We start from the raw sequence: 25,986 nt of genomic DNA, 5'->3' as shown, positions 1-25,986 counted from the left end.
GGTATTCCATCGGGGAAATCTAACGCCTACTATTTGTTTTCAAGAGTCGAAACTTGAACAAGGAAGATCAAGATGAAGGTTTTTAAGAGGACATTTATTGGTTCTGTGGTCGGTCTCGCTCTCGCAGCAGGCGCATCCGTGACCTCGGCTCAGGCTGGCATCGTACTCTGGGAACACACTAACTGGAGCGGGCAGCGCTGGGCTACCGACTATTCAGTATCGAGCGTTGGCCCACTCGCCGGTAAGGTTTCATCACTGGAACGAACAGCCGGTGATCGGTACCGGCTCTATGACCAGTACGGCTACACCGGGCACTCAACCGACCAGTCACGTGATTACCAGGATCTACGGTTGATTGGCTGGAATGATCGAATTCGCAGCCTCAAGATCCTTTAATGAGGTCGCAAAAAATTGCCGCAGCGGCGGCGGTGTGCGGTCTGCTGCTAGTTGGATGCACAACCGATACCGCGGCTCGCGACAGTGCGGTTGAATTTGATTATGAACTAGGAAGAATTCGACTTCCGTTGGATGATTACCTGGGCACTTCGCCAGAAGATATCGCGGCGTTTGTGGCTGCTCGGGAGGTGGCTACCGCAGAGTGTCTGAAAAAAGCTGGATTCCAATACCACCTTCCCTCTGCTGCTGAACTACTTAAACCGGGGTATGACGATGATCGACGGTACGGAATCTGGGATGTGGAACACGCCAAGACCTTTGGCTGGAAGCTTGACAGCAGCGGGCACCTGCCGCCCGCTGCAACGGTGGTGAGCACCGATGCTCTCCCCGCCCTCGAAAAGTGTCAAGAGGGTTTAGAAGTCACACTTATTGATATTGGGGTGTTTGATAGCTCTACCGAAATTTCCCGTGCTCTCATGATCAATGACGAAACTCGGGCCCAGGCTGAGGCTGATCCGAAATGGGTTGAAGCGAACAATAAGTGGGGAGAGTGTCTCGAACGTCGGGGCCTCACCTATACCGAGGGGAGTCTGCTTTCGAATGAAGCAGAAGCGCTTCTCGCACGTGGCGTAGACGAAGCCAGCCCAGAAGAGATTCGGCTGGCGACCATTGAAGCGGAGTGTAATCAGGAAGTGCAAATGGCACAAACTATGGCTGACATCGAAGCTGGCTACCAGACGACCGCAATTCGTGAGAATGAAGCTGTTTTGAACGTCGAGCTCGCACAAGTCTCGCGCCAGCGCGAAGCCGCGACCACGTACGTCCGCGAACACGCATCGTGAGCACCCGTTTCCGGCATCGACTGCAGCGACCGTGGCTTGTCCTCTCAGCGGCGCTAACGATTGGGCTAGCGCTCATTGGAGCGTTTTTGCTCGGACAGCAATCGGCTCCCATCAACCGCGATGTGGTTGCAGCGCAGAACGCAACCATAGAGACGGTTGCGCGAGTAGAAAAACGGCCATTGGCTGCATCGGTAACTTTCTACGGAAACATCACTGAGAGTGAAAGTCACGCCCTTGTGCCAACTCAGTTGCCAGAGGCGGCTGTTGTGACAGAGTCACCGCTCAGTAGTAGTGACCGCATAGGATCTGCAACTTTTATTGGCGCAATCGCGAATACGCCGGTGTTCGCATTCTCTGGAGAGCTGGCGATGTATCGTGACCTCGCTGCCAACGACACTGGCGAAGACGTCAGACTCTTGCAACTGGCGTTCATTAGTGCAGGATTCGACATTGAAGCGAATGGCTGGGTCGACTGGGCAACCTTAGACGCAGCTGCGCAGCTGTTTGATCGGGTTGGATTTTCCTTACCAACGCGCGAAATCACAGCCCCTAGTACCGTCGAACCGGAATCAGATGGGGACGCTGAGACACAGCGTGAGCAACCAGCGCAACGAGAACCATATATTCCGGCAATGGCCTTTGTGGCAATTCCTGGCGATAGTGCTCTCGTGATTTCGGCGGCAGGTGTCGGCGACGTGATTTCAGCCGAGCACCCGCTCGCTACGGTGACGGTCGGCGAGCGCAGCATCGTTGCTCGAGTGGATAGCTCTACGGCCGCAGAGGTCGACGTTGCGGACGCATTTACGGCCATCGTTGCACAGCAGCAAGTCGATGTTCAGCTGGTGCGCATTGGTGACTTTGATAGTGGCGCGGATGGTCAAATACCTGGCCATGATCTCTATTTTTCTGTTGACGCAGAGAAAATTGAAAGTGTACCGGGTGGCACAACGGTCACTCTCGAACGCGTCGTTAGCGGGGATGCTGAACTCGTTGTGCCGTTGGGGGCAATCCGGAGTGATGCCGAGGGAACTTACGTTTTGCGGAAAACTGAAAAAGCAGGCGACCCCGAACGGGTATCGGTCAAGATTCTTGAAACAGGTGGCGGATGGGCGGCCATCGGTGACACGAAACTTCGTGAGGGTGAAAGCGTCCTGCTGTGAATGAACCACTGATTCGTCTCGAGCACGCCTACCGAACGTATGGTGCTGCTAGAGAGGGTGGCATTCGAGACGCAACCCTGGTCGTTAATTCCGGAGAATTTGTTGCTATCACCGGACCGTCAGGCTCGGGTAAGAGCACACTGCTCCATTTATTGGGACTGCTCGATAACCTGGACAACGGCGTCTACTACCTAGAGGGAATTGAAACAACCCAGCTGAGTGATCCGCAGCGAAACTCGATGCGCGCCCAGAACATTGGGTTTGTTTTTCAAGACTCGCAGGTGCTGGAGCACTACACGGCGCTAGACAACGCAAATCTCGGTTTGCGTATTCGGGGCGTTGAGCCGCGCATTTGCGCTGATGCCTCGAATGCTGCTCTCGGCCGTGTGGGCCTTCGTGACAAGGCTGAACAGCGCGCCGGTTCGATGTCTGGCGGTGAACGACAGCGCGTCGCAATTGCTCGTGCGATTGCCACTTCGCCGCAGCTTATTCTTGCGGATGAGCCAACTGGCAGTCTCGACAGTGAATCGAGCAAACGGGTTTTCCAATATCTCCGAAGTCTGCACAAATCGGGCGCCACCATAGTTACTGTCACCCATGATGAAGACCTCGCAGCCGAGGCTGACCGGCGCATTCGCATCCGAGATGGTCACATTGTCAGTGACTCGGGTCCTGTCGTCACCAGCGTGCGTGAGCGTGACTCATCGCCTGTCCAACAGGGCACCCTGCGGAATAGGGTACTTGGCGCGCTGGTCGATGGTATTAATGAGCTCCAGCTGAAATGGGTGCGAACACTCACACTATTGCTTGTATTCGCGCTCGGCGTTGGCAGCCTGGTAGCGGCTCTCGGTCTGAGCCAAACAGCTGCCGTGCAGATAGCGCATCGAATCGATTCGGCTTCGCTCGATAGTTTTCGTATCGGCTATAGCGGCGCCCCGCTGCTAGACGAATCGGGAGCGATAGCGGCATGGAAGCGGCGATTAGCACAGATGCCGCACGTGGAATCGGTGGGTTACACTATCGATTTCGCTCGGTCTGAGTTCTCGGTCGCACGGCTACCGGGCGAGCCGCCGGTGGAAGCGGAGAACCTTCGACTCGTGGTTGCTGACCAAGACTATCTGTCTCAACAAGAGCTGACCTTCCTCTATGGCAAGAGTCCCAATCTGCTTGCTGAAACAGACCTGGGGGTCGTGTCTTTTGTTGGACGATCAGCGGCGGACGTGCTGGGTATTGGCGAGCCAGGGACGGGTAAAAGCATCCTCATTAATGGCGTTTCTGTGCCGGTAGTGGAGGTGTTTGAATCCCGGGACGATGCGAGCTTGTTGATAGACAACAGCATCATCGTGAGTCGAGAGTTGCTGCCGTGGCTAACGGGCGGCGAGCTCACCATGCACGTCAAGACAGAACTTGGATACATTGGCGCTGTCGCAGAAGCAGCGCCAAACTGGCTTGACCCAGCGAACCCGACCAAGTTTCAGATAGAGACGATTGCCGATCTGCGCGAGTTGCGCGGACAGATTGCCACCGATGTCGAAAATCTTGTCGCTGCAGTGGGCGCAGTGCTCTTGCTGCTCGCCGCCGCCAGTATGTCTGCGCTGCTGAACGTATCCATTCAGTCGCGTCGGGGAGAGATTGCGCTTCGCAAAGCAGTGGGAGCAACTCGCTCGGACGTGGTGATCCTATTTGCATCGGAGGGTGCTGTGATCGGTCAGCTGGGTGGTGCAATCGGCACCTTTGCCGGAGCCTTGATCGTGCACGTCGTGGCAATACAGCGCGCTTGGGTGCCAAGCTACGAGGTGTGGATTCCGTTCGTGGCCTGGCTGCTCTCGTTGGTGGTGGGTGCCTTGGCCGCTGCGATTCCGGCAATTATCGCGGCGCGGCGGCCGCCCGTACTCGACCTGTAGCGTGAGCGTTGGAAATTAAAAGTGCGCCCCCAGGGACTCGAACCCTGAACCCACGGATTAAGAGTCCGTTGCTCTACCGATTGAGCTAGAGGCGCAGTTCGTCGCGTGAGCGACCTATGAATATTAGCATCATCACAGCGTCGGTGCAAATGTCGATTCTGTGCCGCGTTTTCGGCGGGATCAGTCAGAATAGAACGAACAGCAGGAAGGTGGAGCCCCCGTGGTGTCTTTGACAGTTTCGGCAAATACAAGTCTCGTTCAGCAGCGGGGCGGTGACGTCGCTATCGCCGGTGCTCGTACCGTGCGCCCGGCCAACCTGGCTGCCGTGATCGGTGAGGTGCTGGCGGCTCGGGATGCGGGCGAGACCATCGCCGTGGTCGGCACCGGATTCCCCGCGGCCACCAAAAAAGCCCACCTCGCGCTCGACATTTCGGCACTCACCGGTGTCGTCGACACGAACGCCGCCGCCAACACGGTGACGTTTTACGGCGGTACCACCGTGCGCGACGCCCGTGAGCTGCTGCACAAGCAGGGGCTCGACCTGATTGGCTCCCCAGCCGACGGGCGTCTCACGCTCGCCGGGGCCGCCAGCGCCGGTGCCCACGGCCTCAACCCCGCCGAACCAATTTTTTCGGGTGCGATCGCTGGGATTGGCCTGGTTACGATTGACGGCCAGCTGCGCAATATCGACGAACGCCGTGACGCCCAGCTCTGGCCGGCGGCAAAGCTTTCACTCGGCGCCCTCGGGGTGCCCGTGACCGTGACCGTTAAGGTGCGTCCCTACGTTGGTCTCGAGCTGCGTCAGCGCAAGCGCAACATCAACGAGCTTGTGTACGAGCTTGCTGAGGCACGCAACAAGACCGATTTTTACTGTGTCGACTGGCGGCCACTGGGAGCCGAAGCGCACCTCACCGTGGGGTGGTACAGCGACGAGCCAACGCAGCCGGCGGTCGCTGCCGAAAAGCGCGTGGAACTCACCGCTGCTGAGTCCAAGCGAAAAACGGGCCGTTTCCGCCGGTTCCGTGAGGCGGTGGCTCGCCGCCTGCCCTTCCTCGCCCCGGTGCTCACTCGTGCGGCGAACCGCTTTGACCGATTCGGTGAGCAGACCGAACTGCCCGCGGTGCTGGATGATGCCACCACCGAGTTCTATATTGCGCCGTCTCGGATGCCGTTCGTGGTTGAGGCGCTGCAAGAATTCGCCCGTGGCCACCGCGGGCTTGGCTCCGCACGGGTGCGCATCAGTCTGGTTGCTCCAGACGATGCCTGGGCTTCGGCCGCCTACCGCCGAGAGGTGGTCGCGGTGGCTGTAACGGTGCCGGCGGCAGACCGTGCCGCACTGGCCGAGGTTGAAGACCTGCTGCTGTGGCTCGGCGGTCTGCCGAACTGGGGCCGGTTCAACACGGTTACCGGTGCTGAAGCGGCCCACGTCATGCCGCGGTTTAGTGACTTCGTGCACATTTGCCACGACGTTGACCCCTACGGGCAAATGCAGAACCGGGTTGCTGCCCGCCTCATCGCCTAATAATCGACTCGCAATTTTTAAACGAACGGAATTTCACCCGCAATGGCCAAAAATGACCGCGACCAAATCCGCCGCCTTCGTGAAGAGGCAAACGCGCTGCGACAGCAGGCTGAGGCAAAAAAACGTCGCCAGCGGATGCTCGCCCAGGTGGGCACGATCGTCGGCGCCCTGGTCGTCGTTGCGATCATCGTTGGTTTTGCGATCATGGCGCCGCAGTGGTTCGGTAACCGTCACGTTCCCGAGGCCTCGGGCAATGTCAAGGTGACGAATACCGCCGGCAAGGACGTTGAGGTGCCGATCGCGCTGAATAATGACGGCGTAACCGTCGGTAAACAGGATGCTTCCGACACCATCGACTACTACCTCGATTTTTCGTGCCCCCACTGCCGCGAGTATCACAACGCCATGGACTCGACCTATCAGCAGCTCATTGGTGACGGCAAGATCAAGGTGCGGTATCACTTCATCCGCTTCGTTGACGACTACGGGATGCGTGCCGCTTCGGCAATGACTGCAGCGACTGAAGCTGAGCCGGCAAAGTTCTATCAGTTCGTGGATGACCTGTTCGAGGTGGCACCGCAGACGCAGGTTGCGTGGGGCGAAGCCGACTATGCAACCCATCTGCAGGGCCTCGGGGTGAGCAATTCGGGGGTTATCGAAGCCATCCAAGAGGGGAACTACAACTGGTGGATCCTCGATCGCACTCGTGATGCCCGCTCCAGCGGAGTGCGCGGTACGCCAAGCATCGGCCTCAACGGCGAACTGCTGCAAAACCTGCCGTCACCCGCCACGATCCAATACCTGCTTGACGGGTTGAGTGAAGAAGAAGCGAAGGCGAAGGCCGAACCGACCGAGACTTCGAAGCCCGCAGAGAGCGACAAGTCTGCCACCGAGACTCCTGCCGCTACCGAAACATCAGCGGGCCAGACGCAGGGGTCGGGCGAATGACGGGAGAAGCTGCGGCGGTAACCAAGCCTGCCGAACTGCCAAAGCTCTTGCAGCGCCCCACAATCGGCTGGGTGCTGTTGGTGTGCGGTGTCGCGGGGCTGCTGGCAAGCTTCATGCTCAACCTTGAGTACCTGCATCTGCTCACCGATAAGGATGCGGCACTCATCTGCGATATCAACCCGTTCATCACCTGCGGTCCGGCGATGCTTTCGAATGCGGCAGCTATTTTTGGCTTCCCGAACGTGATCGTTGGCCTCGTGTCATTCACCGTGGTGATTACCACCGGTGTTGTGCTGCTCGCCGGTGCGAAACTTCCCAGATGGTATTTCATCGGGCTGCAGCTCGGCCTGATTGGTGCCGCCGCAATGATCACCTATCTGCAGATCTTTTCGGTTTTTGAGCTCGGCAAACTCTGCCTGTGGTGCATGATCATCTGGACGTTCACCATTCCGCTGGTGACGCTGGTGACGATCTCGAACCTCGGGTACGGCGTCTTTGGCGAGGGGGCAGTGTCGCTCGGTGCACGGCTGGGACAGTGGGCCTGGGTTGTCGTGGCGCTCTGGTATCTCATCGTGATTGCGATGATCGGAGTGGGGATGGGGGAGGCGTTCGTCCTGGCCTTCCGTTACTAGCGCGACTGGATGCATCCAAGAGTTTGGCCTCGCACTCAAACGAGTGCGAGGCCATCGTTTTGTCGTCGCTAGCTTGCCTGCCGCAGTTCAGAGTCACCGTGCGGATGCTGGTGGCGGCGTGCGGTGAGCTCAGGGAGTGGCTCAGGGCGCTCCAGCTCGGCCGTATCGGCGATGGCGTTTTGTACGCGACGCACGAGGTCGACGGTGAGCATTTCAGCGAACATGGCGTCGTCACCCGGCTGGCGGTCGGCGCGCCACTCGAGACGGTAGCGGCCGGTGGGGCCGAACAGGTCGTCGAACAGGTGGAACAGTTCGCGTTGAATCTCGGGGCTGAGCGCGGCTTCGGGGTCGAGCAGCTGCGGGCCGTTGTCGGTCCAGCGAGCCAGTTCGAGCCCGGCAAAGTTGGGGTGCGCACTCATGGGCATGGCCGGCTGGGTCGAAGGTGCCGCCACAATGCCGCGTCGCTGGGCTGGGGGCTCGGTGCCAGCGGGCTCTTCGGCTACCGGTTCGCTCGGCGCCTCGATGGTGAGTTCATCCCCCTGGGTGAGGGCGGCGCGGCGGGCGCGGCGAGTTTGTTCTGCATCCGCAGCTTGGGCGGGTGTCGGTGCATCGACTGCCGGGAGCTGCTGCGGTTCGCTAGCCGGTTCGTTTGCGGCTACGGCTGGTGCAGCGGGTGTCAGCGTCTCGCGCTGTGGGCGCGCAACTTCGGGCACCGAGGGTGCGGGAGTGGTGGATTCGTTCTGGGCCGGCGGTGTTGCTTCGGTCGCCGACGCACGATTCGCGAGATTGCGGAACCAGCCGAACATGACGAGCCCCTCCTTCGACCTAATGTGACACTTCAGTCTGCAGACTACGGGGAAAGCGGCTGCGCCGTTACCCCGCCACGCGGAGTGTTGGCGTGTTTTTCAAGGTTGTCTAAAGGTCAGCTTGAGACTCTTCCTCGCGCTCGCGCTCCTCAACTACCTCTTCACGCACCGCGGCAACCGCGGCGAGGAGGGTGGCGCTCCATGCGAGCCAGGCGGCGACTTTTGCCGATCGGCTGCGGTCATCTGAGGTCTTTTTTAGGAGGGGGAGAAGTCCGAGGGTGGCGCTGATGATGCCACCATTCAGCAGAAATTTGCGCATGTGCTCAGCTTAATCGGCGGGGGATGCAGTGGGCTGAATGGCCGCCGGGCGCGCCGGATGCTTGAAAGTTGCTGAAAGTTCACTTTACGACCGGTAAGGATGTTCGTTACTATTTTCCAGTCATCCTTTACGATCGGTAAGTGGATGGGGTGAGGCGGTGCCGGTGCCAAACGGCGACCGATCACCGTTTGCCGCGAAACAGCAGCGCTCAAGACGGAAGGAACTTGGTTGAGCGACAGTAGTGAGCTGCGCGAGCGCATCCAAGAAATAGCGCTCCAGGAGTTTGCCGAAAAAGGATTTTTGGGCTCGTCACTGGCAGATATTGCCGGGCGTGCCGGATGCACCAAACAAAATATCATCTATCACTTCGGCAGCAAGCAGGGCCTGCTCGCCTCCGCCTGCGAGCGGGTCGACGAGCAGGCTGCACAAGTGATTCGCGACTATGAAGCCGGAAGACTGGACGATCTGCCGCAAACAATCGTCGACGTGGTCGCCGCCAACCCGTACGGCGTGGCGGCGCTGCTGTTCTACCACGACGCGCTTCCCGAGAATTGTTCACTCACCGGAATTCAAGAGCTGCTCGAACTTGCCGCCCAGGTGTACGCCCCCGGTGATGACACCGCACTGCTGCGAGTGACGGTCGCCATGACCGGAATTGCGTTTGTGCTGGTATCCGAGGCGCTCAGCGGTCACGGCCCCTCCAAACCACCCGTTTCGCCCGGTGTTGAACTCAGTCCCGATATTGCTGCGCAGCTGCTGCGCAGCCTTGTGAGCCCCGCATCCGAAACCACCGACCACCAACAGACCCAGGAGGCGTAATGGCTCTGCTTCTTTACCGAATCGGGCATTTTTCATATCGACGCCACTGGCAGGTGCTGTCGGCGTGGCTGGTGCTACTAGCGACCGCGCTCACGCTGGGTCTGACGCTCGGCGGTCAGATGGAAGAGAGCTTCGACATCCCCGGCACCGAGTCGCAGAATGCGCTCGACCGGCTCGAACAGGTTTTCCCGCAGGTTGCCGGCGAGAGCGCGCAGGTAGTGGTGGCCGCATCCGACAGCATCGACAACTATCGCGACGAGCTCAACGACATCGCGAAACAGATCGAAGAAGTGCCGCGAGTTGAACAGGCACTCGACCCCTATAGCGAATACGCCACCGGCACGCTGTCTGAAGATGGCAAAGCCGCGATCATCCAGGTGCAATTCGAATCGGTTTCGAAAGACCAGCTTGAAGAACCCGCCGACCAGGTGCGGGAGGTCGCCGATCAGCTGAAAGACCACGGCCTCAAGGTCGAATACGGCGGGATGCTGTACCAAAACCTCGAGTACGGTCTCACCGCCACCGAGCTGGTGGGCGTGGCATTTGCCGCTCTGGTGCTGTTTGTCGCCTTCGGTTCGGTGGCGGCAGCTGGTATGCCGCTGGCCGCCGCGATCACCTCGGTGGGGGTGACCATGGGCGTGCTGCTATTCATCACCCGATTCGTCATCGTGTCGAGTGCCACCCCGATGCTGGCGGTGATGATTGGTCTCGCCGTCGGTATCGACTACGCCCTATTCATCATCTCTCGCCATCGCAAACAGCTCGCATCCGGAATGGAAGCCAGCGAGTCGGCGGCGCTGGCAACCGGCACCTCGGGGTCGGCAGTGGTGTTCGCCGGTGCAACCGTGATGGTGGCACTGTTCGGGCTCACCATCGTCGGCATTCCTTTTCTGTCGGTGATGGGTATTGCCGCGGCGGCCGGTGTGTTTATGGCGATGCTCGTCTCACTCACGCTGGTGCCAGCGCTGCTCGGCATCGCCGGTGAGCGGCTGCGCCCCCGCGAGGGCTCGCGAGCGTGGAAACGCGAAACCGGCCAGAACAAACGGCCGACCATGGGTCGACGCTGGGTTCGCCTCGTGATGCGCGCACCGATCCTATTCGTGCTGCTCGTCATCGGGTTGCTCACCGTAGCCGCACTTCCCGCCCTGCACATGCAGACTTCGCTGCCGAGCGGTAAGGGTGAGGCCGAGGGCAACACCGCGCGCGACGCCTACGACATCGTGACCGAGCACTTCGGTGAGGGAACGAACGGCCCGCTGCTCGTGATGCTCGACATCACCCAGATGGACAACGACACACTGGTCGACGACCTCGAAAAGATTCGTGACGAGGTTGCCGCTGTCGATGGCGTTGAGCTGGCGGGGGATGCGTTGCCAAACCCGACCGTCGACTCGGCCATCATCCAGGTCATCCCGACCACCGGGCCCGACGACCCGGCAACCATGGACACGGTGCAGCGACTGCGCGACCTGGCACCGCAGATTGAAGACAACTACAACGCCGTCAGCTCGGTGACCGGTATGACCGCCGTGCAGATCGACATCACCGACCGCCTCAACGGCGCGCTGCTGCCATTCGCCGGCGTGGTGGTTGGCATCAGCGTGGTGCTGTTGACCATGGTGTTCCGTTCGCTGCTGGTGCCGATCAAAGCCGCGGTAAGTTTCCTGCTCTCGGCCTTCGCCGCGTTCGGTCTCACCGTGCTGGTATTCCAAGACGGAGTGGTTGGCGAAATTCTCGGCATCGTGCCCGGACCAATCATCGCCTTCCTACCGGTGCTGCTCTTGGCGATCGTGTTCGGGTTGGCGATGGACTACGAAGTGTTCCTGGTTTCGGGGATGCGTGAATCGTACGTGCACGGGCACACGGCCCGCGAAGCCATTGAAGAGGGCTTCGCCGGTGCCGCACGTGTGGTGACTGCCGCGGCACTGATCATGTTTTTCGTGTTCGCGGCCTTCGTGCCCGAGGGTGCGGGCGTGATCAAGGTGATCGCCTTCGGCTTGGCTGTCGGTATCTTCTTCGACGCCTTCCTGGTGCGGATGACGCTCGTTCCGGCACTGATGACGCTATTCGGCGATCGCGCCTGGACGCTTCCCAAGTGGCTCGAGCGCAAGCTTCCGAACCTCGATATTGAGGGTGAACAGCTGCGCGAGCACCTGGATGCAGCCCGCTGGGCGGCCGAACACTCGTCAGGTATTGCTTTCGATCAGCTGCAATTGCGGGCGGGTAAACGCGGCACCGAACCGCTGGATGTCGAACTGCCAGCCGGCGGCATCCTGCTCGCCAGTGGCGACCCGCTCGATCGGAAGCTGCTCGCCGACACGATTGCCGGCCGCCTCGAGCAGGGAAGCGGTTCGGGGCATGTGCTCGGGCGGTCACTGCCCGGCGACTCGCCCGCACTCGTCTCGCGCGTAACCCGTGTTGATCTCGGTAACCTCGACGACCGTAGCCGTGACCTTGACCTCGGACAGCTACTTGCCCGTCACGGTGCCTTCGCCACCCGAATGTTCCGTTCCGAAGCCCCGGCAGTGGCAACAAACGCGGCCCTGCAGCGCGCCAACGAGGTGCTCGCCGAGCTGGGCGAAACGCTCCGGCTCGACCGCTCCAGCCGCCTTGAACTCCTCGAACCGCTGCCACGAGCGGTGGCACAACTGAGCATCACGCTCGCCGAGCAACCCGAGGTGCTCGTTGTGGATCTCGGCCAGTTGGGGAGCGCATCCACCCAGTCATTGATCGCCGATATTGTGCGTGCGATCGACCTGCTCGCCGTCAACCAACGCTCTGGCCAACTTGTCACCGTTGTGGTGTGCGGCAGCCATCTCAATCTTCACTCCACCCAAACCGCGCTCGCACGTTCAACGCATCAGCGTGAGTCGCGTGAACTTGCGCTGATCGGAAAGGAGCTGCGCTAATGACCACCAAGAATCAATTTGCATCCGCGCGTGTGCGCAACCTACTGCTGGCGATCCTGCTGCCAATCATCCTGGTTCTGGTGGGTGCGCAGTCGGTTGCCAGCACCTCTGAAGCCTCGGGCCGGGTGCCCGCGCTGATCGTGAACAACGACGAGATGGTCGAACAGATCAATAAGGACGGTTCGACCACGCAGGTGGTGGCCGGCCGGTTGCTGGTCAGCTGGTTGACCAACCCCGATAACGCCGGTCAGTACGACTGGCAGCTGGCGAACCCCGAAACGGCGCAGCAACGTCTCGACGAGGGCAGCGCCTATGTGGTGGTGACCATCCCCAAGGACTTCTCCGAGTCGGTTGTTTCGGCGAGCACCGGTGACCCCAAGCCCGCAAAGGTCGAGATGGTGACCAGTCAGGCGCACGACTACCGCACCGGCGAGGTCACCCAGCAAATCTTCGACGGAATGATTGCCGAATTTGGTCAGGACATCACCAATCAGATTGCGGTTGGGCTCGCCGATGGTGTGAACGAGTCGGCGGATGGGTTGCAGCAGGCAGCCAATGGCGCCGGAAAACTGGCCGATGGCGCAGGCAAGCTCGGCAACGGTTTTGACCAGTACGCCGATGGTGCTGCGCAACTGGCTGATGGTGCCGGACAGAGCGCGGATGGCGCTGGTCGGCTCGCCGGTGGTGCCCGCGATCTCGACAGTGGTGCGCGGCAGTATGTCGACGGCGTTGAACAGTATGTTGACGGTGCCTCGCAGCTTGCGGGCGGTGTCGACCGGTATGTGGGCGGTGTCGACGAGTATGTCGGCGGCGTGAAACAGTATGTGGACGGCGTGAAGCAGCTCGATGGCGGCCTGCAGCAGCTGGCCGGTGGCGCCGACCAGTTGCGGGAAGCCAGCGGTCGAATCGACTCGGTGGGCGACAAACTTGACGGCATTTCAGGCAGTGCCGACCGGGTGCGTGAGCAGCTGGGGCAGGTTGAAGGTGTATTCGATCGGCTCTCGGAGCTCGACGCGAGCGAGCTGTACGGCATCTGCGAGCGCATTACCGATCCAGATTTGCAGGCCGAATGCACGGTATCGGTTGACACACTCATCGCACAGCTGCAAGCGGGCAGCTTCAACCCGGATGAAGTTCGACAGTTTCTCGACGAAGCCGACCAAGCCCTCGCGCAGCTATCGGATGCCGGCCCGCAGCTGAAGCAGCTGTCTGGTGGTCTGAACCAGTTCGCGGACGGAGTGACACAGGCGGCCGACGGTAGCTCACAGCTGGCGAGCAACGGTGACCGGCTGGTGTCGGGCGGTAACCAGCTCGCCGATGGCGGGAGTGAGTTACAGAGTGGCGCCAGCCAGCTCAGCGGCGGCGGCCAGCAGCTTTCGGGCGCCGGCGGGCAGCTGGTCGATGGCACCTCGCAGCTGGCAAACGGTGCTGGCGAGCTGTCGAGCGGTCTTGATCAGCTCGCTGACGGTGCTCAGCAACTAGATGAAAACAGCGGCCAAATTAAGGACGGTATCGGTCAGCTGCACGACGGCGCCGGCAAGATGCAGTCTTCGCTGCAGGACGGTGCTGACCAGGCGCGCAGCGCGATCAGCGACACGGATCGGTTCGCTGAGATGGTGTCGCAGCCGGTGCAGAGCACCAGTACCGTCACCCACAACCCCGGTTTTGGTGGCATCCTCGCCGCGATGCTGGTGCCGGTGGGTGCTTGGGTTGCCGGTTTTGTGACCGCGATTCGGCGCCGGATGCTCACCGATGATCTGCTCGATTCGAGCGTTTCGAATATGGGCATCCTCATTGCCGGTATCCGCCGGGTGTTTACCCCGGTGATGATTGTGGCGCTGGCACTTGCCGCGCTGGCGCATCTGGTGATGGATGTTCCGGCGCAGGCGATCGGTGGAACGCTGCTGTTCGCGCTGCTGGCTGGTTTCGCATCCTCGGCGCTCCACCTGATGTTTGCAGTGTTCTGGGCGCGGCGTAATGCGGCGATCGTGTCGCTGAGTGTGCTGCTGCTACAGCTGTTGACGCTGCGCGGCGTGATTCCGTTTGAGTGGCGGGCGCCGTGGGTTGGCTCGGTGTCGATGTTCTTGCCCGTTGGGCAGACCTCGGCAGGTCTCCAGGCGATCTATGCCGGCGGTAATGCTGCAACGGTGGTGGCTGCGGCGGCCGGGTTGATTCTGGTGACGCTTGCCGCGCTGGCGATCACGGCGGTGGCGATTGGCAGCCGTCGAAAAGCAAAAGTCACCGCGCTCGTCACCGAACCCAAAAGTGGTATTGCGGCACGGTTGAAGGCCTAGCAGTAGGGGTGTCGCCCTATTGTCGCTGCCTCCACTAGCAAATGACCCTCTTACTGCGAAGTGACCCTGTCGTAGGAGGGTCATTTGCCGGTAACAGGGTCACTTGGTGTGGAATCTGGGGTGCTCGTTCAGTTTGATCGGGCACCCCGCTGCCGTTCGTGCCGGCTAAATCGGTCCCAGGTTACGGCGCACAAATCTGCAATTCGAGAACTTGTGAGCGATTTAATGAATCGGATTCAAATTACGGATGGATTCTTGTGAATATTGCCAGCGTTTTATCAGGCGATAGAGTTAGCCTGATCGAGCACCTTTAGATAAGGGGTGAGTGTCCACTTTAGCGCTTCAATGAGGAAGTGAATGTCACGTCTAAAGTATATAGCAGCTCGAGTACTAAATGGAAAACGTGCCTACGGCCACTACCACTGGTACGCATGGCAGGGGTAGCTGGGGGTTATGAGTGACTCTTGGTGAGCTGAATGCCCGCGGGGCGGCTTTCTTGCTTGATGGCGAGCCGCTCCGCGGCTCTTCGGGCGAGCTTTATTGGTAATATTCGAATCTATGATCAGGATAGACTTGCATTTTTATTGAAGAATCAAGCAGATTTTGGAAATGTTTATCTCTTCGTTGAGAATGTTGCCTTCTGTTTTGATCTGTACCTAACTCGTGAAATACTAGCTGATACTAAAAACTTCGGCGTCACCCAAAACTTCCTCGCGGAAAGCGTGAGTGATCCGGGAGAGGAATGGTTTGCGATGCGTCGCAACCTTCACCGCCCTCTGTCGCCCAGTTCATCCGACGCTCAAATCACTAGAGTTAGCGACTATGTCAAATTGGGGTTGGATAGTCTTGCACGGCCGGGTGGTAGCTGCACCTGTGACATTAGCGGTCAGGCGTTTGTGGCCGGCGTCGCAATGAGATCGGCCTCTGAGCTTCTTTTTGGGCAGGCGCAACCACGTCTTGAGCTAGCCTGTCACAAACTGCTCAGTATCCTGGGCAGGGTTACCGGTAACGCTCTTGCCCTTCCAAGTGTGGTGCCGACGCCCGCGAGGCTTACGATAGGTTATCGCCATAAAGCAGCTCTTTCTGAAGTTCGTCGGGTTATGGACAAGGGTGAATACGCTCCTGGAAGCGCGTGTGATGCGCTCGTTAAAAATCTCCCGGAGGATTCAAAGGGTCGGTCGTCCGAGATGTTAATTGGGGCTATGCTTGCAGCCTATCGAGTGTCGGCTGCTGCAATGTCTTGGTGTATTTTTTACCTCTTGCAGAATGTGGAGTGGCTCGCAAAGTCTTACCGTGAGGCGGAAGCAGTGGGTGACAATGAAGTTTCTCTGGATGATATTCCCTCCATACATGCTGTCGTGATGGAAAGCCTTCGGCTGCGCCCGCCAACATGGCTGTTAGACAGGGTGGCGCTTCGCGACGTGGTTGTATGTAATCGCTTCTCTGTGCCCCGTGGGGGCACTGTCACAATGAGTCCGTTTCTGGTGCAACGTGGTACAGTCAATTTTGTTAGGCCACACGAGTTTGTTCCCGAACGATGGATCTCCAAATTCCCAGGCGACAACAACCAGGCTTTCCTTGCGTTTGGCGCGGGCAAGCGAACATGCCCGGGAAGGAATGCAACTGTCCGTGTCATCGCGGGGTTTCTCTTGGGAATACTTCAGTGGTCGTCGAACATTTCCGCGCGAGTTGATCTTCAATCGGTCAGGGTTCTGACACAGAACGCGCAAACACCCGAAGGGTTGTCGTATCGAGTTGTGAAGAGATGAACGCAGATGAAGCGAATATTTGTGGCCAGTCTCGGTGAAGGGGCGAGTGACGACCTCGTCCGCTCGCTAGCTCCGTTGATTGCTGTCACGGTGCTGAGCATGCAGTCTGAGCTCCTTGGCTTGCTCAACGCCATGCCTTTTCTGTGGTTCCTTCTTTTTGCAAAGCAAATCGGGGCGGCCGTTGATCGAATGGGCCCTGGCCGGGCACTCTTGATCGGAAACCTACTAAGAATCTGCATCATTTCATTCCTAGGAATCGGATTGCTCGCCGGCGTCATGTCGGCAGCACTCTTCCTAGTGGGGATGGCGTTCTTAGGGCTTGGTGATGCACTTTTCAACACTGGGCGGGCGGCGCTCTTGCCGGATACTGTCGGGCGCAAACACGTGCCCGAAGCCATGCAACGAGTCGAGTCAGCAAGCGCCATCGCAAGAGTCGGCAGCCCCGCCCTGGTGAGCGGTTTGCTGCGGCTGCTGTCGCAGCCGGCCGTTTTCATCTGCGGGATACTGGGGTACTTCATCAGCGCAGTTACGTTCGGCATGCTCATCCCCAAGCGCCATACGGGGCAGGCCACTCGAAAACGTGCCACGAACGACACCAAATCGGCCTGGAACGTGCGCCGAGTGCTGACGACACGGGGTCTCTCAGCCGTGGTGCTCTCAAACGGACTTGCCAATAGTGCGACCATGGTGAGTGCTGTCGCACTGATCTACTTTGCCCTTGACTACGTGGGGGTGGAGCCAGGAAACATTCCGCTAATCGGCGTCGCCACAGCTCTTGGCGGGCTTGTTGGTGCCGTCATGGTCACACCGCTACGTACTCGTTTCACCGAGGTGCGGGGCAAACTCTTGGCAGTTGGTCTCGCTGGACTGAGCGCACTTATTACACCAGCAGCAATCCTCATACCCGACTACGGGTTTTGGGTACTGGCAGCGGGTGCCTTCTTATTTTCGCTCTGGTTTACTGTGGGCAATGTTTTGGGCTCTGGTATTCCCGCCCTCGTAATTGAGCCCGAGCAATTGGGCCGTGGAACCGCTGCAATCACGGTGATTACCATCGGCGTGATGCCAGCTGCCAGCCTGCTCGGAGGTTTTCTCGTTGCCGCAGTCGAACCCCTGTTAACCCTCGTTATCGCGGCGGCTATTGTGCTGTGCGCTGCGATTCCGCTCTGGATGGCGCGAGACTGGCAGCCACCGCGACCCGATGACGACAGCGAAACGCCTGGCGAGGCTACGGCCGGTTAAATCTGCCCCAGGTGACGGCGCGCAAACTCGACCGTGCGCCGCAGGATGCGTAGGCGTTCGGTTTCCGATTTGGCACCGCGCGTGTTCACCTCGGCAACCACATGCCCCGACCACTGCGTGTCACGCAAATACTGCAGGGCCTCGGCAACCGGCTGTCCACCCTCGCCGGGTGCGAGATGCTCGTCAAAAATTTTTCCACTCGAACCGGGGGCCTGGCCATCACACAGATGGATGTGCCGCAGCCGGTGGGCTGCATCCCGAGTCATCTCAAGACAGTTTTGGCCCGCCAGCGCGGCATGCGAAAAATCAATCGTGATCGAGTCGCAATCCATCTCGATCGGGTTGATGCCGGGGGCATACATGCGGGTGCCATTACCTCCCACGTACCACGGAAACATATTTTCGACCGCGAGCGCAACTCCTGAACCGCGCTCGAGCCGGCGAATAATTTCAAGAAAACTCTGTGCATAGGTGGTCTGCCAACGAAACGGCGGATGCACGACCACCACATCAGCCCCCACCTCACGCGCCAGATCTACCGAACGTTCGAGTTTCATCGTGGGGTTCGTACCCCACACAAACTGCGTAAAAAACAGCACCGGGGCGTGAATAGCGAGCACCGGCAGATCGTGTTTGCGTGACAGCGCACGAATCGCCGCAGCCGAACGAGTAGCGGCCTCGGTCGACACCATGATCTCGATCCCGTCAAAACCGGTGCGCTTAGCGATTTTGAACGAGGTGTCGAGTGGTCTGCCGAAAGTGCACGAGGTGCTCATGCCAAGTTGAATCATTCCGTGCAGCCTACGCGTGCTTGGTTACAGCTTGGTGCCCGCGCGCTAAACCACCGATTCGATTAGAGCCAGTTGCTGCGCTTGAACAGCCAATACAGTCCCACGCCCATGACCACCAGCAGGATGTTTGACACCCACCAGGTTTCCGCCGAGCCGAACCCGGGAAACTCGACGTTCTGTCCGAAATAGCCGGTAACTGCCGTGGGCACGGCAATGATCGCGGCCCACGAGGTAACCTTTTTCATCACCTCGTTCATCTGGTTGCCTTGCAGTGCCACATTCGTTTCAAGAATCATGCTGATCTGATCGCGCAGCCCCTCAGCCCACTCGGCCGAGTGTAGGGTGTGGTCGTACACATCACTGAAATAGGGTTCGAGGCCGCGCACCGCTACGCGCGAATCGTTGCGCAACAACGTATTCACCACCTCGCGCAGCGGCAATGTGACATGCTGCATCCGCTGCACTGAGCGGCGCAGCACGAACGCGGTTTTTTGCACCTCAAATGTTGCGCGGGCATCGTCAAACATCAGGGCGGTGAGCTCATCGGTGTGGTCACTCACCTCGGCCAACACATCGACGTGGCCGTCAACCACGCAGTCGAGCAGGCCCCACACGATATAGCCGGCGCCGCAGCTGATCAGATCGTCATTGGCTTCGAGCCGTGCTGCCACTTCGGCCATCGGGAAATCGTGCTCACGCACCGTCACCACCAGTTTTGGCAGCAAAAACGTGGTGCAACGCGCCAGCTGAACCTCATGTGATTCTTCGAGGCGGGCAGCCGATAGCGTCATCAGCAGATGGGTAGAAAATCGTGAGATCTTCGGACGCTCGTGTGTGTTCAGTGCATCCTCGACGGCGAGCTGATGCAGATTGAGTTCGTCGGCCAGGTGCGACAGAGCCTCGGTGTCGTCGAGGGTGAGGTCAATCCAACCAAAATCAAACCTGTCTGACCGCATCCTGGCCAAAAAATCTGCGGCCGAATCAACCGTCCGTTGGTGACCATCCGCATAGACCCGAAAGCGTTCCATGCACTCAGCGTACGTCGACCACGAGTCGGATACTGCGCATTCGTGTAGACCGAGCTGACGGCCGAACCATGCGGCTGCATCGAACCGTTAGGATGTCGTGAGTAACGCGATGGACGGGGTGCTCATGCTGGCTTGGCTCGGGATTTTCCTGATTGCAAGCATCAGCATGCCGGCCCTGCGTCACATCCCCCGCAACGGTGCTTTCATCATCGCCAGTGTGGTTTCAGCAGCCGCCGCAATCTGGCTGGTCACCCTCGCTCCCACAGTCATTGCCGGTGGCGTCTACGAGCAACGTGTGCCGTGGATTCCCCAGCTCGACATCAATCTGAGCTTCCGCATCGACGCCCTCAGCTGGCTATTCGCGATGATCGTCACGGTGATCGGGGCGCTCGTGCTGGCCTATTGCGCCAGCTACTTCACCACCGATGAACCGGGGCGCGGCCGCTTCGCTGCGGTGCTGCTCGGCTTTGCCGGGGTGATGCTGGGGCTAGTGACCGCCGACAACATCTACCTCATGTTCGTGTTCTGGGAAGCCACGAGCGTGCTGTCGTTCTTGCTGATCGGCCACTACACGGGCCGCCGGGCCGCGCGCGGTTCGGCCATGCAGGCGCTGCTGGTCACCACATTCGGTGGCCTCGCCATGCTGGTGGGGGTCGTGATGGTGCACTGGGCGGCCGGCACCGCTTCACTGCAGCAGATCGTTGCCGCAGGGCTACCTGATTCGCCATTCGCGCGCACCGCCGCGGTGCTGGTGCTGGTGGGTGCAGCATCCAAATCGGCGCTCGTGCCATTCCACTTCTGGCTGCCCGGCGCAATGGCCGCCCCCACGCCGGTGTCGGCCTATTTGCACGCCGCCTCGATGGTGAAAGCCGGTATTTATCTCGTGCTGCGCTTGCTGCCAGGCTTCGGCGAAATCACCGGTTTCCGTGAAACGCTCATCGTCATCGGCGTGTTCACCATGCTCGTGGGCGGTTGGCGCTCGCTGCGGCAGTTCGACCTCAAACTCATCCTCGCCTACGGCACGGTTTCGCAGCTTGGCTTCATGATGACCATCGCCGGTTTTGGCACCAGGGATGCGGCGCTCGCGGCGGTTGCAATGGTGATCGCGCACGCGCTGTTCAAGGCCGCGCTCTTCCTTGTGGTCGGCACGATCGACCATCGCGCCGGCACCCGTGACGCTCGCAAACTCTCGGGAGTCGGTCGCGCCATGCCGGTGCTCACCACGTTTGCGGTGATCGCCGCGGCGTCGATGGCTGGGCTGCCGCCGCTGTGGGGTTTCGTCGCAAAAGAGGCCGCGTTCGGCGCCTTTTTTGACGCTATCAGCACCGGAGACACCTGGGGTCTTATCGCACTGGTGGGCACCGCCGCCGGCTCGATCTTCACCGTGGCCTACACGCTGCGCTTCCTCTACGGTGCCTTTGCGCGCAAGCCCGATCCGGAACTCGCCGAAACTAAGCTGGCCCCCGCATCCGTAATTGACGGTGTGGTGATCGGCACTCTCGTTGCAGCTACCGTGGTGCTGCCGCTGGTGGCTGTGCAGTGGGTCGATCGGCTTATTGCCGTGTATGCCGATACAGTTCCAGCCCTCGACTCTTGGGACCTTGCCCACCTGGCGCTGTGGCACGGCCCGGAACCGGCGCTGGCAGTGTCGGCCGTCACAGTACTGTTTGGTGCGCTGGTGTTCGTGGGTCGCGGCACCGTAGCACGCATTCAGGCGCTCGTACCCGCATGGGTCGATGGCTCAAAGACCTACTGGTTGGTGATGCGCCTGGTCGACCGCGGGGCAGCTCGCGTCACCGCGATGATTCAGCGTGGTTCGCTGCCGGTGTACCTCGCGTGGATTTTTGGTGTCTCAGTGCTCTCGATCGGGATCAGCGCTGCCCGGGTTGATTTTGCTGGGCTCGACCTCACGCTGCGAACGCCGTGGTGGAGCGTGGTGGTGCTGGTGATCATCCTGATCGCGTCATTTGCCACTGCGGTTTCTAAGAAACGTTTCCAATCGATGGTGTTGGTGGGTGTCACCGGTTACGCGATGGCAGCTGTTTTCGCGCTTTCGGGAGCCCCCGACCTGGCCACCACTCAGGCGCTGATCGAAACCATCTCGATGGTCGTGTTCGTGCTCGTGCTGCGTCGGCTTCCTGCCCTTCACTCAAATCTGGGTAGCAACCTACCCGGCTGGGTGCGCTGGGCGATCGGCGCAGCGGTCGGCCTCGGGATGGGGCTGGTCGCCATCATCGCGCTCGGTTCGCGAGCATTCCCGAGCGACGGACTGGCGCTGCCAGAGCTCGCAGTCAAGGGCGGTCACGGCGACAACTTCGTGAACGTCACGCTGGTGGATATTCGTGGCTGGGACACGATGGGTGAGCTGCTGGTGTTGGTGGCAGCAGCCACCGGTATCGCGAGCCTCATTTATCTGGATGCGCGCCGGTCGCGTCGCGAGCGCGAACTCGCGCGCACTCGCCTGACACCGAAGCAGCGTCGCCTCGAGGCTGAGCGTCAGCGCGCCGGCTGGCTGCTTGCCGGGCACACCATCGGCCCCGACCAGCGCTCAATCGTCGTCGAGATCGTGGTGCGGGTGGTTTTCCACGCGCTGCTCATCGCTTCGCTATTCCTGTTGTTCTCGGGACACAACGACCCCGGCGGTGGTTTCGCTGGCGGCGTTGTGGCGGGCCTCGCACTGGTGGCGCGCTATCTCGCCGGTGGTCGCGAAGAGCTCGATTACACGGTGCGCATTGACGCCGGTCGCCTGCTTGGTATCGGCATCGTGACGGTGGCGATCACCGTCATCACCCCGATTTTTTTCGGGTACCCACCGCTCACCTCATTCTGGATCGACCAGCAGATCCCGGTAGTCGGTCACTTCGTGCTCGTTACGTCAACGTTCTTTGACATCGGTGTGTATCTCGTGGTGATCGGTCTGGTGCTCGACATCCTGCGCTCGCTCGGTTCCGAACTTGACGCACAGGCTGAGGATGAAAACCTCGCCGCAACCAACCTCGGCGCGACCGTGCTCGACGAGGGTGAACTGCCTGGAGCTGAACCCGTGGTCGATGAACCGATCACCCGCCGCATCCAAATGGTGCGCATTGGCGGCCCGCGGAAGCGGAGGCGGGGTGCGCGATGAGCCTCGATATTGCGCTCTTGATCGCCATGGTGGCGATGTTTACCGTCGGTGTGTACCTGCTGCTCGAGCGCAGTGTCACCCGCATGATTTTCGGGGTGATCCTGCTCGCCAACGCCACCAACCTGCTGCTTTTCCTCACCGCGGGGAAGCCGGGGCTGGCGCCGCTGACCACCGAGGGTGCCGAGCCCGCCGACTACACCGACCCGCTACCGCAGGCGTTCATCCTGACCGCCATCGTGATCGGGATGGCAACCACCGCCTTCATGCTGGCGCTGCTGTACCGCTCGTGGTCGCTGGCCCGTGCCGATGTGGTGGCTGACGACCACGAGGACGTGTCGCTGCGCGAGGTGGATGTGGAAGCCGACGACGAGGTGTTCGACCTCGACGATGCCGGCGACACCGACTTCGAGCCCGAACATCTACCGGGAGACGAAGAATCGCCCACACCGGAAGACCAGGAAATCGCACTTGACGAGGAGGAGCTCGAATGAACGCGCTCGTTCCTCTGCTCGTGCTGACCCCGCTCTTCGGTGCCGCCCTCACCCTCACCGCTGGGCGCCGCCAGCGGATGCAGATCGCGATTGCCTCGCTGAGCATGGTGGTCAGCCTCGGGGTGGCGGTCACACTGCTGCTGGCGGTGCAGACAACCGGACAACCGCTGGTGATGCAGGTGGGTGGCTGGGCGGCCCCGTTCGGTATTTCGCTCGTCGTCGACCGACTTTCGGCACTCATGGTCGTCATCACCAGCATCGTGCTGCTGGCGGTGATGGTCTTTTCTATTGGGCAGGGCAACGTCGACCACGCCGACGAAGACACCGAAGAAGAAACCCCCGTTTCGATTTTTTACCCCACCTACCTGGTGCTGGCCGCGGGCGTGTATAACGCGTTCATTGCCGGTGACCTGTTCAACCTCTACGTGGGCTTCGAGATTTTGCTGGTGGCGAGCTTCGTGCTCATCACCCTCGGCGGCACCGTGACGCGCATCCGGGCTGGCGTCACCTACATCATTGTTTCGCTGGTGTCGTCGGTGCTGTTCTTGATCGCCATCGCCATGATTTTTGCGGCCACCGGCACCGTCAATATGGCCACGATCTCAGCCCGAGTGGGTGCGCTTCCCAGCGAAGTGCAACTGGTATTGCACCTGATGCTGCTGGTTGGGTTTGCAATTAAGGCGGCGCTTTTCCCGCTGTCGTTCTGGCTGCCCGACTCGTACCCATCGGCGCCGGCACCGGTCACCGCGGTATTCGCCGGCTTGCTCACCAAAGTGGGTGTGTACGCCATCCTGCGCACCGAATCGCTCATCTTCGCGGCCAACGATATTTCTGTGCTGCTGATGGTGGTGGCTATTGCCACGATGCTCGTCGGAATTTTTGGTGCCGTGGCACAGGCGGGTATTCGCCGGATGCTCTCATTCACCCTCATCAGCCACATCGGATACATGATTTTCGGTATCGCGCTGGGCACCGAGAGTGGCTGGTCGGCGACGGTGTACTACATCATGCACCACATTTTGGTGCAGGCGACGCTGTTCTTGGTCACCGGTCTGATCGAACGCGTGGCCGGAACCTCGACGATCACGCACCTTGGCGGGATGCTCAAACGGGCTCCCACAGTGGCGGTGCTGTTTTTTATCCCGATGCTCAACCTCGGCGGCATCCCGCCGTTCTCTGGCTTCCTTGGCAAGGTTGCGCTATTTATCGCCGGCGCCGAGGGCACCGGACTGGCGGTGCCGCAGTGGCTCGTGTGGGTCGGTATTGCCGCCGGGGCCATCACCAGCCTGCTCACGCTCTACGCGCTGATCCGCGTGTGGAACCTCGGGTTCTGGCGCGAGCTCGACGAAGTCGGCGATGTCGAATCGCCACTGACCATCGTGCTCGAAGAAGAACCCGACGCGGATATCGTCAGGGACGAGCGCAATAATTCGAAACTCATGAACTTCGCCACCGGGGGACTGGTCGCGGTCACCGTGGCACTCACCGTTTTTGCCGGTCCGCTGTTCACAATCGCCGACCAGGCGGGAGAAAACCTGCGCGACTCTGGTGCCTACATCCAAACGGTTACTAATGAAGAGGGGATCAAACCATGACCCCGCATTATGCAGCCACAAAACCAACCTCACGGCTGCGCACATTCACGCCGCTGGTGATTGTGCTGCTGTGCGTGTGGTTAACTCTCTGGCGGCAGTTTGACGTGATCAGCATCGTCACCGGAATCGTGTTTTCGGTGCTGGTGGTGGGGATGTTCCAGCTGCCGAATGTGCAGCTGATCGAGCGCGTCCATCCGCTGTGGTTGATCGTGCTCGCCGGCAGAGTGATTGGCTGGGTGGTGCTTTCGTCGCTCGAAGTGGCATGGCTCACCGTTCGCCCGCAACCAAAACCGAAGGCGTCAATCATCGCCTATCGGATGCGTGCGCGCTCCGACTGGCTGCTCACCCTTGCCGCCCTCATCAATATGTTTGTGCCCGGTAGCGTGGTCGTTGATGTTGACCGTACCCGCGGCATCATCTATTTGCACCAGTTCGCGGCCGAAGGGCCCGACGGTATTGCTGCGGCGCGACGGGCCGCCTATCGCATTGAAGATGCGATTGCGCTCGCCTTCGCCAGCCACGAAGATCTCCACCACATCAACCGCTGGCGGGCGGAGCACGAGTATCCGCCGCTGTGGGCATCGCGTCGTCAGCGCGCTTTTGAAGCCGCGGTTGAGCGCGACCGACTGCGTCACGAAACCGAGTGGGAGGAAGAATCATGAGCGCCACGGCAGTGACGATTGTGACGCTGATCGTCGGCAGTTGCTTTGCTGCCGCCGCCATCCTGTCGGTGATCCGCATTGTGCGAGGCCCGTCACTTATCGACCGGATGGCCGCATCCGACACCCTGCTCACAGTGCTGATGTGCGTGCTTATCGCCGAGATGGTGATTAATGGCCACCTGCACACGCTGCCGCTGGTGGTTGGGTTGGCGATGACCGCCTCGGTTGGCACGCTCACCGTGGCGCGCTTTGCCTCGCGAGCTGGAAGGCGGAAAAATTGAGCGGAAATATTTGGCTGGATGTGCTGTCGGCCATTCTGCTGATCGCCGGAGCCGCCATGTCGCTGACCGCCGGAATCGGTTTGCTGCGGTTTGACGACATCATGACCCGGCTGCACTCGCAGTCGAAGCCGCAGTCATCGGGATTGATCTACCTGCTGATCGCTCTGGGCCTGCAGCAGGGCAAGTGGGAGCTGGTGCCGCTACTGGTGCTGGTGATCGTGTTCCAAATGCTCACCACACCCGCCGCATCCATCGTGCTAGCTCGCGCCGGGTATCGCTCACGGCACTACGACGGTGTAGATCTCGCGCTGGATGAACTGCGCGACGATGTGCAGCGCGCTGAGCGAGCCACCGGCGTTGAGGAAGAACGTGCCGCGCTTGCCGCGCGCGAAGCCGACTCTGACAACAGCGATCACGCCGGGTGAGCGAGGGTGTCGGCTGGCGCGACTAGA

Annotated in this window: 22 protein-coding genes and 1 tRNA gene; 18 read left to right on the top strand and 5 right to left on the bottom strand. The window is 60.3% G+C overall.

The window, feature by feature from the left end:
- Nucleotides 1-72 precede the first annotated feature (72 nt).
- The 4 genes from PV375_RS06580 (at nucleotide 73) to PV375_RS06565 (ending at nucleotide 4,302) form a co-directional block, all read left to right on the top strand.
- A complete protein-coding gene (locus tag PV375_RS06580) occupies nucleotides 73-396 on the top strand; it encodes a hypothetical protein (RefSeq protein WP_332106635.1) in 324 nt (107 codons plus the stop codon).
- Nucleotides 396-1,238 (top strand): hypothetical protein, encoded by an 843-nt coding sequence (locus tag PV375_RS06575; protein WP_332106634.1) that lies wholly within the window; start codon nucleotides 396-398, stop codon nucleotides 1,236-1,238. The genes PV375_RS06580 and PV375_RS06575 overlap by 1 nt, the downstream gene beginning before the upstream one ends.
- An 86-nt stretch (nucleotides 1,239-1,324) precedes the next feature.
- Nucleotides 1,325-2,398 carry a hypothetical protein gene (locus PV375_RS06570; protein ID WP_332106633.1) on the top strand — a complete coding sequence of 358 codons (1,074 nt, stop codon included), beginning with the start codon at nucleotides 1,325-1,327 and terminating at the stop codon, nucleotides 2,396-2,398.
- Nucleotides 2,395-4,302, top strand: coding sequence for an ABC transporter ATP-binding protein/permease (locus tag PV375_RS06565; RefSeq protein WP_332106632.1), 1,908 nt, complete (start codon nucleotides 2,395-2,397; stop codon nucleotides 4,300-4,302). The genes PV375_RS06570 and PV375_RS06565 overlap by 4 nt, the downstream gene beginning before the upstream one ends.
- 22 nt (nucleotides 4,303-4,324) lie before the next feature.
- Here PV375_RS06565 and PV375_RS06560 read toward each other — a convergent pair.
- Nucleotides 4,325-4,397 (bottom strand) — tRNA-Lys (locus PV375_RS06560).
- A 125-nt stretch (nucleotides 4,398-4,522) separates the two neighbouring features.
- On the opposite strand from PV375_RS06560, the gene PV375_RS06555 reads away from it, so the two are divergent.
- The 3 genes from PV375_RS06555 to PV375_RS06545 are packed head-to-tail and all read left to right on the top strand — an operon-like array spanning nucleotide 4,523 to nucleotide 7,404.
- Nucleotides 4,523-5,824 carry an FAD-binding protein gene (locus PV375_RS06555; RefSeq protein ID WP_332106631.1) on the top strand — a complete coding sequence of 434 codons (1,302 nt, stop codon included), beginning with the start codon at nucleotides 4,523-4,525 and terminating at the stop codon, nucleotides 5,822-5,824.
- Nucleotides 5,825-5,866: 42 nt separating this feature from the next.
- The gene (locus PV375_RS06550; protein WP_332106630.1) at nucleotides 5,867-6,772 is read left to right on the top strand and encodes a DsbA family protein; all 906 of its coding nucleotides are present in this window, start codon (nucleotides 5,867-5,869) and stop codon (nucleotides 6,770-6,772) included.
- Nucleotides 6,769-7,404, top strand: coding sequence for a vitamin K epoxide reductase family protein (locus PV375_RS06545; protein WP_332106629.1), 636 nt, complete (start codon nucleotides 6,769-6,771; stop codon nucleotides 7,402-7,404). Before PV375_RS06550 ends, PV375_RS06545 begins: the two co-directional genes overlap by 4 nt.
- A gap of 68 nt (nucleotides 7,405-7,472) precedes the next feature.
- Here PV375_RS06545 and PV375_RS06540 read toward each other — a convergent pair whose 3' ends face one another.
- Both PV375_RS06540 and PV375_RS06535 read right to left on the bottom strand, forming a co-directional pair.
- On the bottom strand, nucleotides 7,473-8,210 hold the full coding sequence (locus PV375_RS06540) for a hypothetical protein (protein WP_201613930.1): 738 nt from the start codon (nucleotides 8,208-8,210) through the stop codon (nucleotides 7,473-7,475).
- A 109-nt stretch (nucleotides 8,211-8,319) separates the two neighbouring features.
- Nucleotides 8,320-8,529, bottom strand: coding sequence for a hypothetical protein (locus PV375_RS06535; protein WP_332106628.1), 210 nt, complete (start codon nucleotides 8,527-8,529; stop codon nucleotides 8,320-8,322).
- Nucleotides 8,530-8,757: 228 nt separating this feature from the next.
- Here PV375_RS06535 and PV375_RS06530 point away from each other — a divergent pair, with 228 nt between their 5' ends.
- The 5 genes from PV375_RS06530 (at nucleotide 8,758) to PV375_RS06510 (ending at nucleotide 17,562) form a co-directional block, all read left to right on the top strand.
- Nucleotides 8,758-9,348 (top strand): TetR/AcrR family transcriptional regulator, encoded by a 591-nt coding sequence (locus tag PV375_RS06530; RefSeq protein WP_201613932.1) that lies wholly within the window; start codon nucleotides 8,758-8,760, stop codon nucleotides 9,346-9,348.
- Nucleotides 9,348-12,257, top strand: a complete 2,910-nt coding sequence (locus PV375_RS06525; RefSeq protein ID WP_201613934.1) for an MMPL family transporter — start codon at nucleotides 9,348-9,350, stop codon at nucleotides 12,255-12,257. The genes PV375_RS06530 and PV375_RS06525 overlap by 1 nt, the downstream gene beginning before the upstream one ends.
- Nucleotides 12,257-14,551: a YhgE/Pip domain-containing protein gene (locus tag PV375_RS06520; RefSeq protein WP_332106627.1), complete on the top strand. Its 2,295-nt coding sequence runs from the start codon at nucleotides 12,257-12,259 to the stop codon at nucleotides 14,549-14,551. Before PV375_RS06525 ends, PV375_RS06520 begins: the two co-directional genes overlap by 1 nt.
- Before the next feature lie 584 nt (nucleotides 14,552-15,135).
- On the top strand, nucleotides 15,136-16,320 hold the full coding sequence (locus PV375_RS06515) for a cytochrome P450 (protein ID WP_332106626.1): 1,185 nt from the start codon (nucleotides 15,136-15,138) through the stop codon (nucleotides 16,318-16,320).
- A 6-nt stretch (nucleotides 16,321-16,326) separates the two neighbouring features.
- Nucleotides 16,327-17,562, top strand: a complete 1,236-nt coding sequence (locus tag PV375_RS06510; RefSeq protein ID WP_332106625.1) for an MFS transporter — start codon at nucleotides 16,327-16,329, stop codon at nucleotides 17,560-17,562.
- On the opposite strand, the gene PV375_RS06505 is transcribed toward PV375_RS06510, so the two are convergent.
- A complete protein-coding gene (locus tag PV375_RS06505; protein WP_332106624.1) occupies nucleotides 17,559-18,353 on the bottom strand; it encodes a sugar phosphate isomerase/epimerase family protein in 795 nt (264 codons plus the stop codon). The genes PV375_RS06510 and PV375_RS06505 overlap by 4 nt on opposite strands.
- A gap of 62 nt (nucleotides 18,354-18,415) precedes the next feature.
- The gene (locus tag PV375_RS06500) at nucleotides 18,416-19,381 is read right to left on the bottom strand and encodes a magnesium transporter CorA family protein (protein ID WP_332106623.1); all 966 of its coding nucleotides are present in this window, start codon (nucleotides 19,379-19,381) and stop codon (nucleotides 18,416-18,418) included.
- A gap of 97 nt (nucleotides 19,382-19,478) precedes the next feature.
- On the opposite strand from PV375_RS06500, the gene PV375_RS06495 reads away from it, so the two are divergent.
- The 6 genes from PV375_RS06495 to mnhG are packed head-to-tail and all read left to right on the top strand — an operon-like array spanning nucleotide 19,479 to nucleotide 25,959.
- Nucleotides 19,479-22,505 carry a Na+/H+ antiporter subunit A gene (locus tag PV375_RS06495; RefSeq protein WP_332106622.1) on the top strand — a complete coding sequence of 1,009 codons (3,027 nt, stop codon included), beginning with the start codon at nucleotides 19,479-19,481 and terminating at the stop codon, nucleotides 22,503-22,505.
- A complete protein-coding gene (locus PV375_RS06490; protein ID WP_332106621.1) occupies nucleotides 22,502-22,996 on the top strand; it encodes a Na(+)/H(+) antiporter subunit C in 495 nt (164 codons plus the stop codon). The genes PV375_RS06495 and PV375_RS06490 overlap by 4 nt, the downstream gene beginning before the upstream one ends.
- A complete protein-coding gene (locus PV375_RS06485; protein ID WP_332106620.1) occupies nucleotides 22,993-24,591 on the top strand; it encodes a Na+/H+ antiporter subunit D in 1,599 nt (532 codons plus the stop codon). Before PV375_RS06490 ends, PV375_RS06485 begins: the two co-directional genes overlap by 4 nt.
- The gene (locus tag PV375_RS06480; RefSeq protein ID WP_332106619.1) at nucleotides 24,588-25,253 is read left to right on the top strand and encodes a Na+/H+ antiporter subunit E; all 666 of its coding nucleotides are present in this window, start codon (nucleotides 24,588-24,590) and stop codon (nucleotides 25,251-25,253) included. Before PV375_RS06485 ends, PV375_RS06480 begins: the two co-directional genes overlap by 4 nt.
- Complete coding sequence (locus PV375_RS06475) at nucleotides 25,250-25,534, top strand: monovalent cation/H+ antiporter complex subunit F (protein WP_332106618.1); 285 nt, start codon at nucleotides 25,250-25,252, stop codon at nucleotides 25,532-25,534. Before PV375_RS06480 ends, PV375_RS06475 begins: the two co-directional genes overlap by 4 nt.
- Nucleotides 25,531-25,959 carry a monovalent cation/H(+) antiporter subunit G gene (gene mnhG / locus PV375_RS06470; protein WP_201517359.1) on the top strand — a complete coding sequence of 143 codons (429 nt, stop codon included), beginning with the start codon at nucleotides 25,531-25,533 and terminating at the stop codon, nucleotides 25,957-25,959. Before PV375_RS06475 ends, mnhG begins: the two co-directional genes overlap by 4 nt.
- Nucleotides 25,960-25,986: the final 27 nt, after the last annotated feature.

It is taken from the genome of Gulosibacter sp. GYB002, from assembly GCF_036577665.1.
In the GTDB taxonomy this organism is placed as follows: domain Bacteria; phylum Actinomycetota; class Actinomycetes; order Actinomycetales; family Microbacteriaceae; genus Gulosibacter; species Gulosibacter hominis.
Note: the sequence above shows the minus strand (reverse complement) of the source record. Positions and strands in the feature narration are given on the sequence as shown.

Bases quoted from the DNA above. Each gene is read 5' to 3' on its own strand.
- PV375_RS06580 (WP_332106635.1), top strand. From the start codon at position 73: ATGAAGGTTTTTAAGAGGACATTTATTGGTTCTGTGGTCGGTCTCGCT.
- PV375_RS06575 (WP_332106634.1), top strand. From the start codon at position 396: ATGAGGTCGCAAAAAATTGCCGCAGCGGCGGCGGTGTGCGGTCTGCTG.
- PV375_RS06550 (WP_332106630.1), top strand. From the start codon at position 5,867: ATGGCCAAAAATGACCGCGACCAAATCCGCCGCCTTCGTGAAGAGGCA.
- PV375_RS06545 (WP_332106629.1), top strand. From the start codon at position 6,769: ATGACGGGAGAAGCTGCGGCGGTAACCAAGCCTGCCGAACTGCCAAAG.
- PV375_RS06540 (WP_201613930.1), bottom strand. From the start codon at position 8,210: ATGTTCGGCTGGTTCCGCAATCTCGCGAATCGTGCGTCGGCGACCGAA.
- PV375_RS06535 (WP_332106628.1), bottom strand. From the start codon at position 8,529: ATGCGCAAATTTCTGCTGAATGGTGGCATCATCAGCGCCACCCTCGGA.
- PV375_RS06525 (WP_201613934.1), top strand. From the start codon at position 9,348: ATGGCTCTGCTTCTTTACCGAATCGGGCATTTTTCATATCGACGCCAC.
- PV375_RS06520 (WP_332106627.1), top strand. From the start codon at position 12,257: ATGACCACCAAGAATCAATTTGCATCCGCGCGTGTGCGCAACCTACTG.
- PV375_RS06510 (WP_332106625.1), top strand. From the start codon at position 16,327: ATGAAGCGAATATTTGTGGCCAGTCTCGGTGAAGGGGCGAGTGACGAC.
- PV375_RS06505 (WP_332106624.1), bottom strand. From the start codon at position 18,353: ATGATTCAACTTGGCATGAGCACCTCGTGCACTTTCGGCAGACCACTC.
- PV375_RS06500 (WP_332106623.1), bottom strand. From the start codon at position 19,381: ATGGAACGCTTTCGGGTCTATGCGGATGGTCACCAACGGACGGTTGAT.
- PV375_RS06490 (WP_332106621.1), top strand. From the start codon at position 22,502: ATGAGCCTCGATATTGCGCTCTTGATCGCCATGGTGGCGATGTTTACC.
- PV375_RS06485 (WP_332106620.1), top strand. From the start codon at position 22,993: ATGAACGCGCTCGTTCCTCTGCTCGTGCTGACCCCGCTCTTCGGTGCC.
- PV375_RS06480 (WP_332106619.1), top strand. From the start codon at position 24,588: ATGACCCCGCATTATGCAGCCACAAAACCAACCTCACGGCTGCGCACA.
- PV375_RS06475 (WP_332106618.1), top strand. From the start codon at position 25,250: ATGAGCGCCACGGCAGTGACGATTGTGACGCTGATCGTCGGCAGTTGC.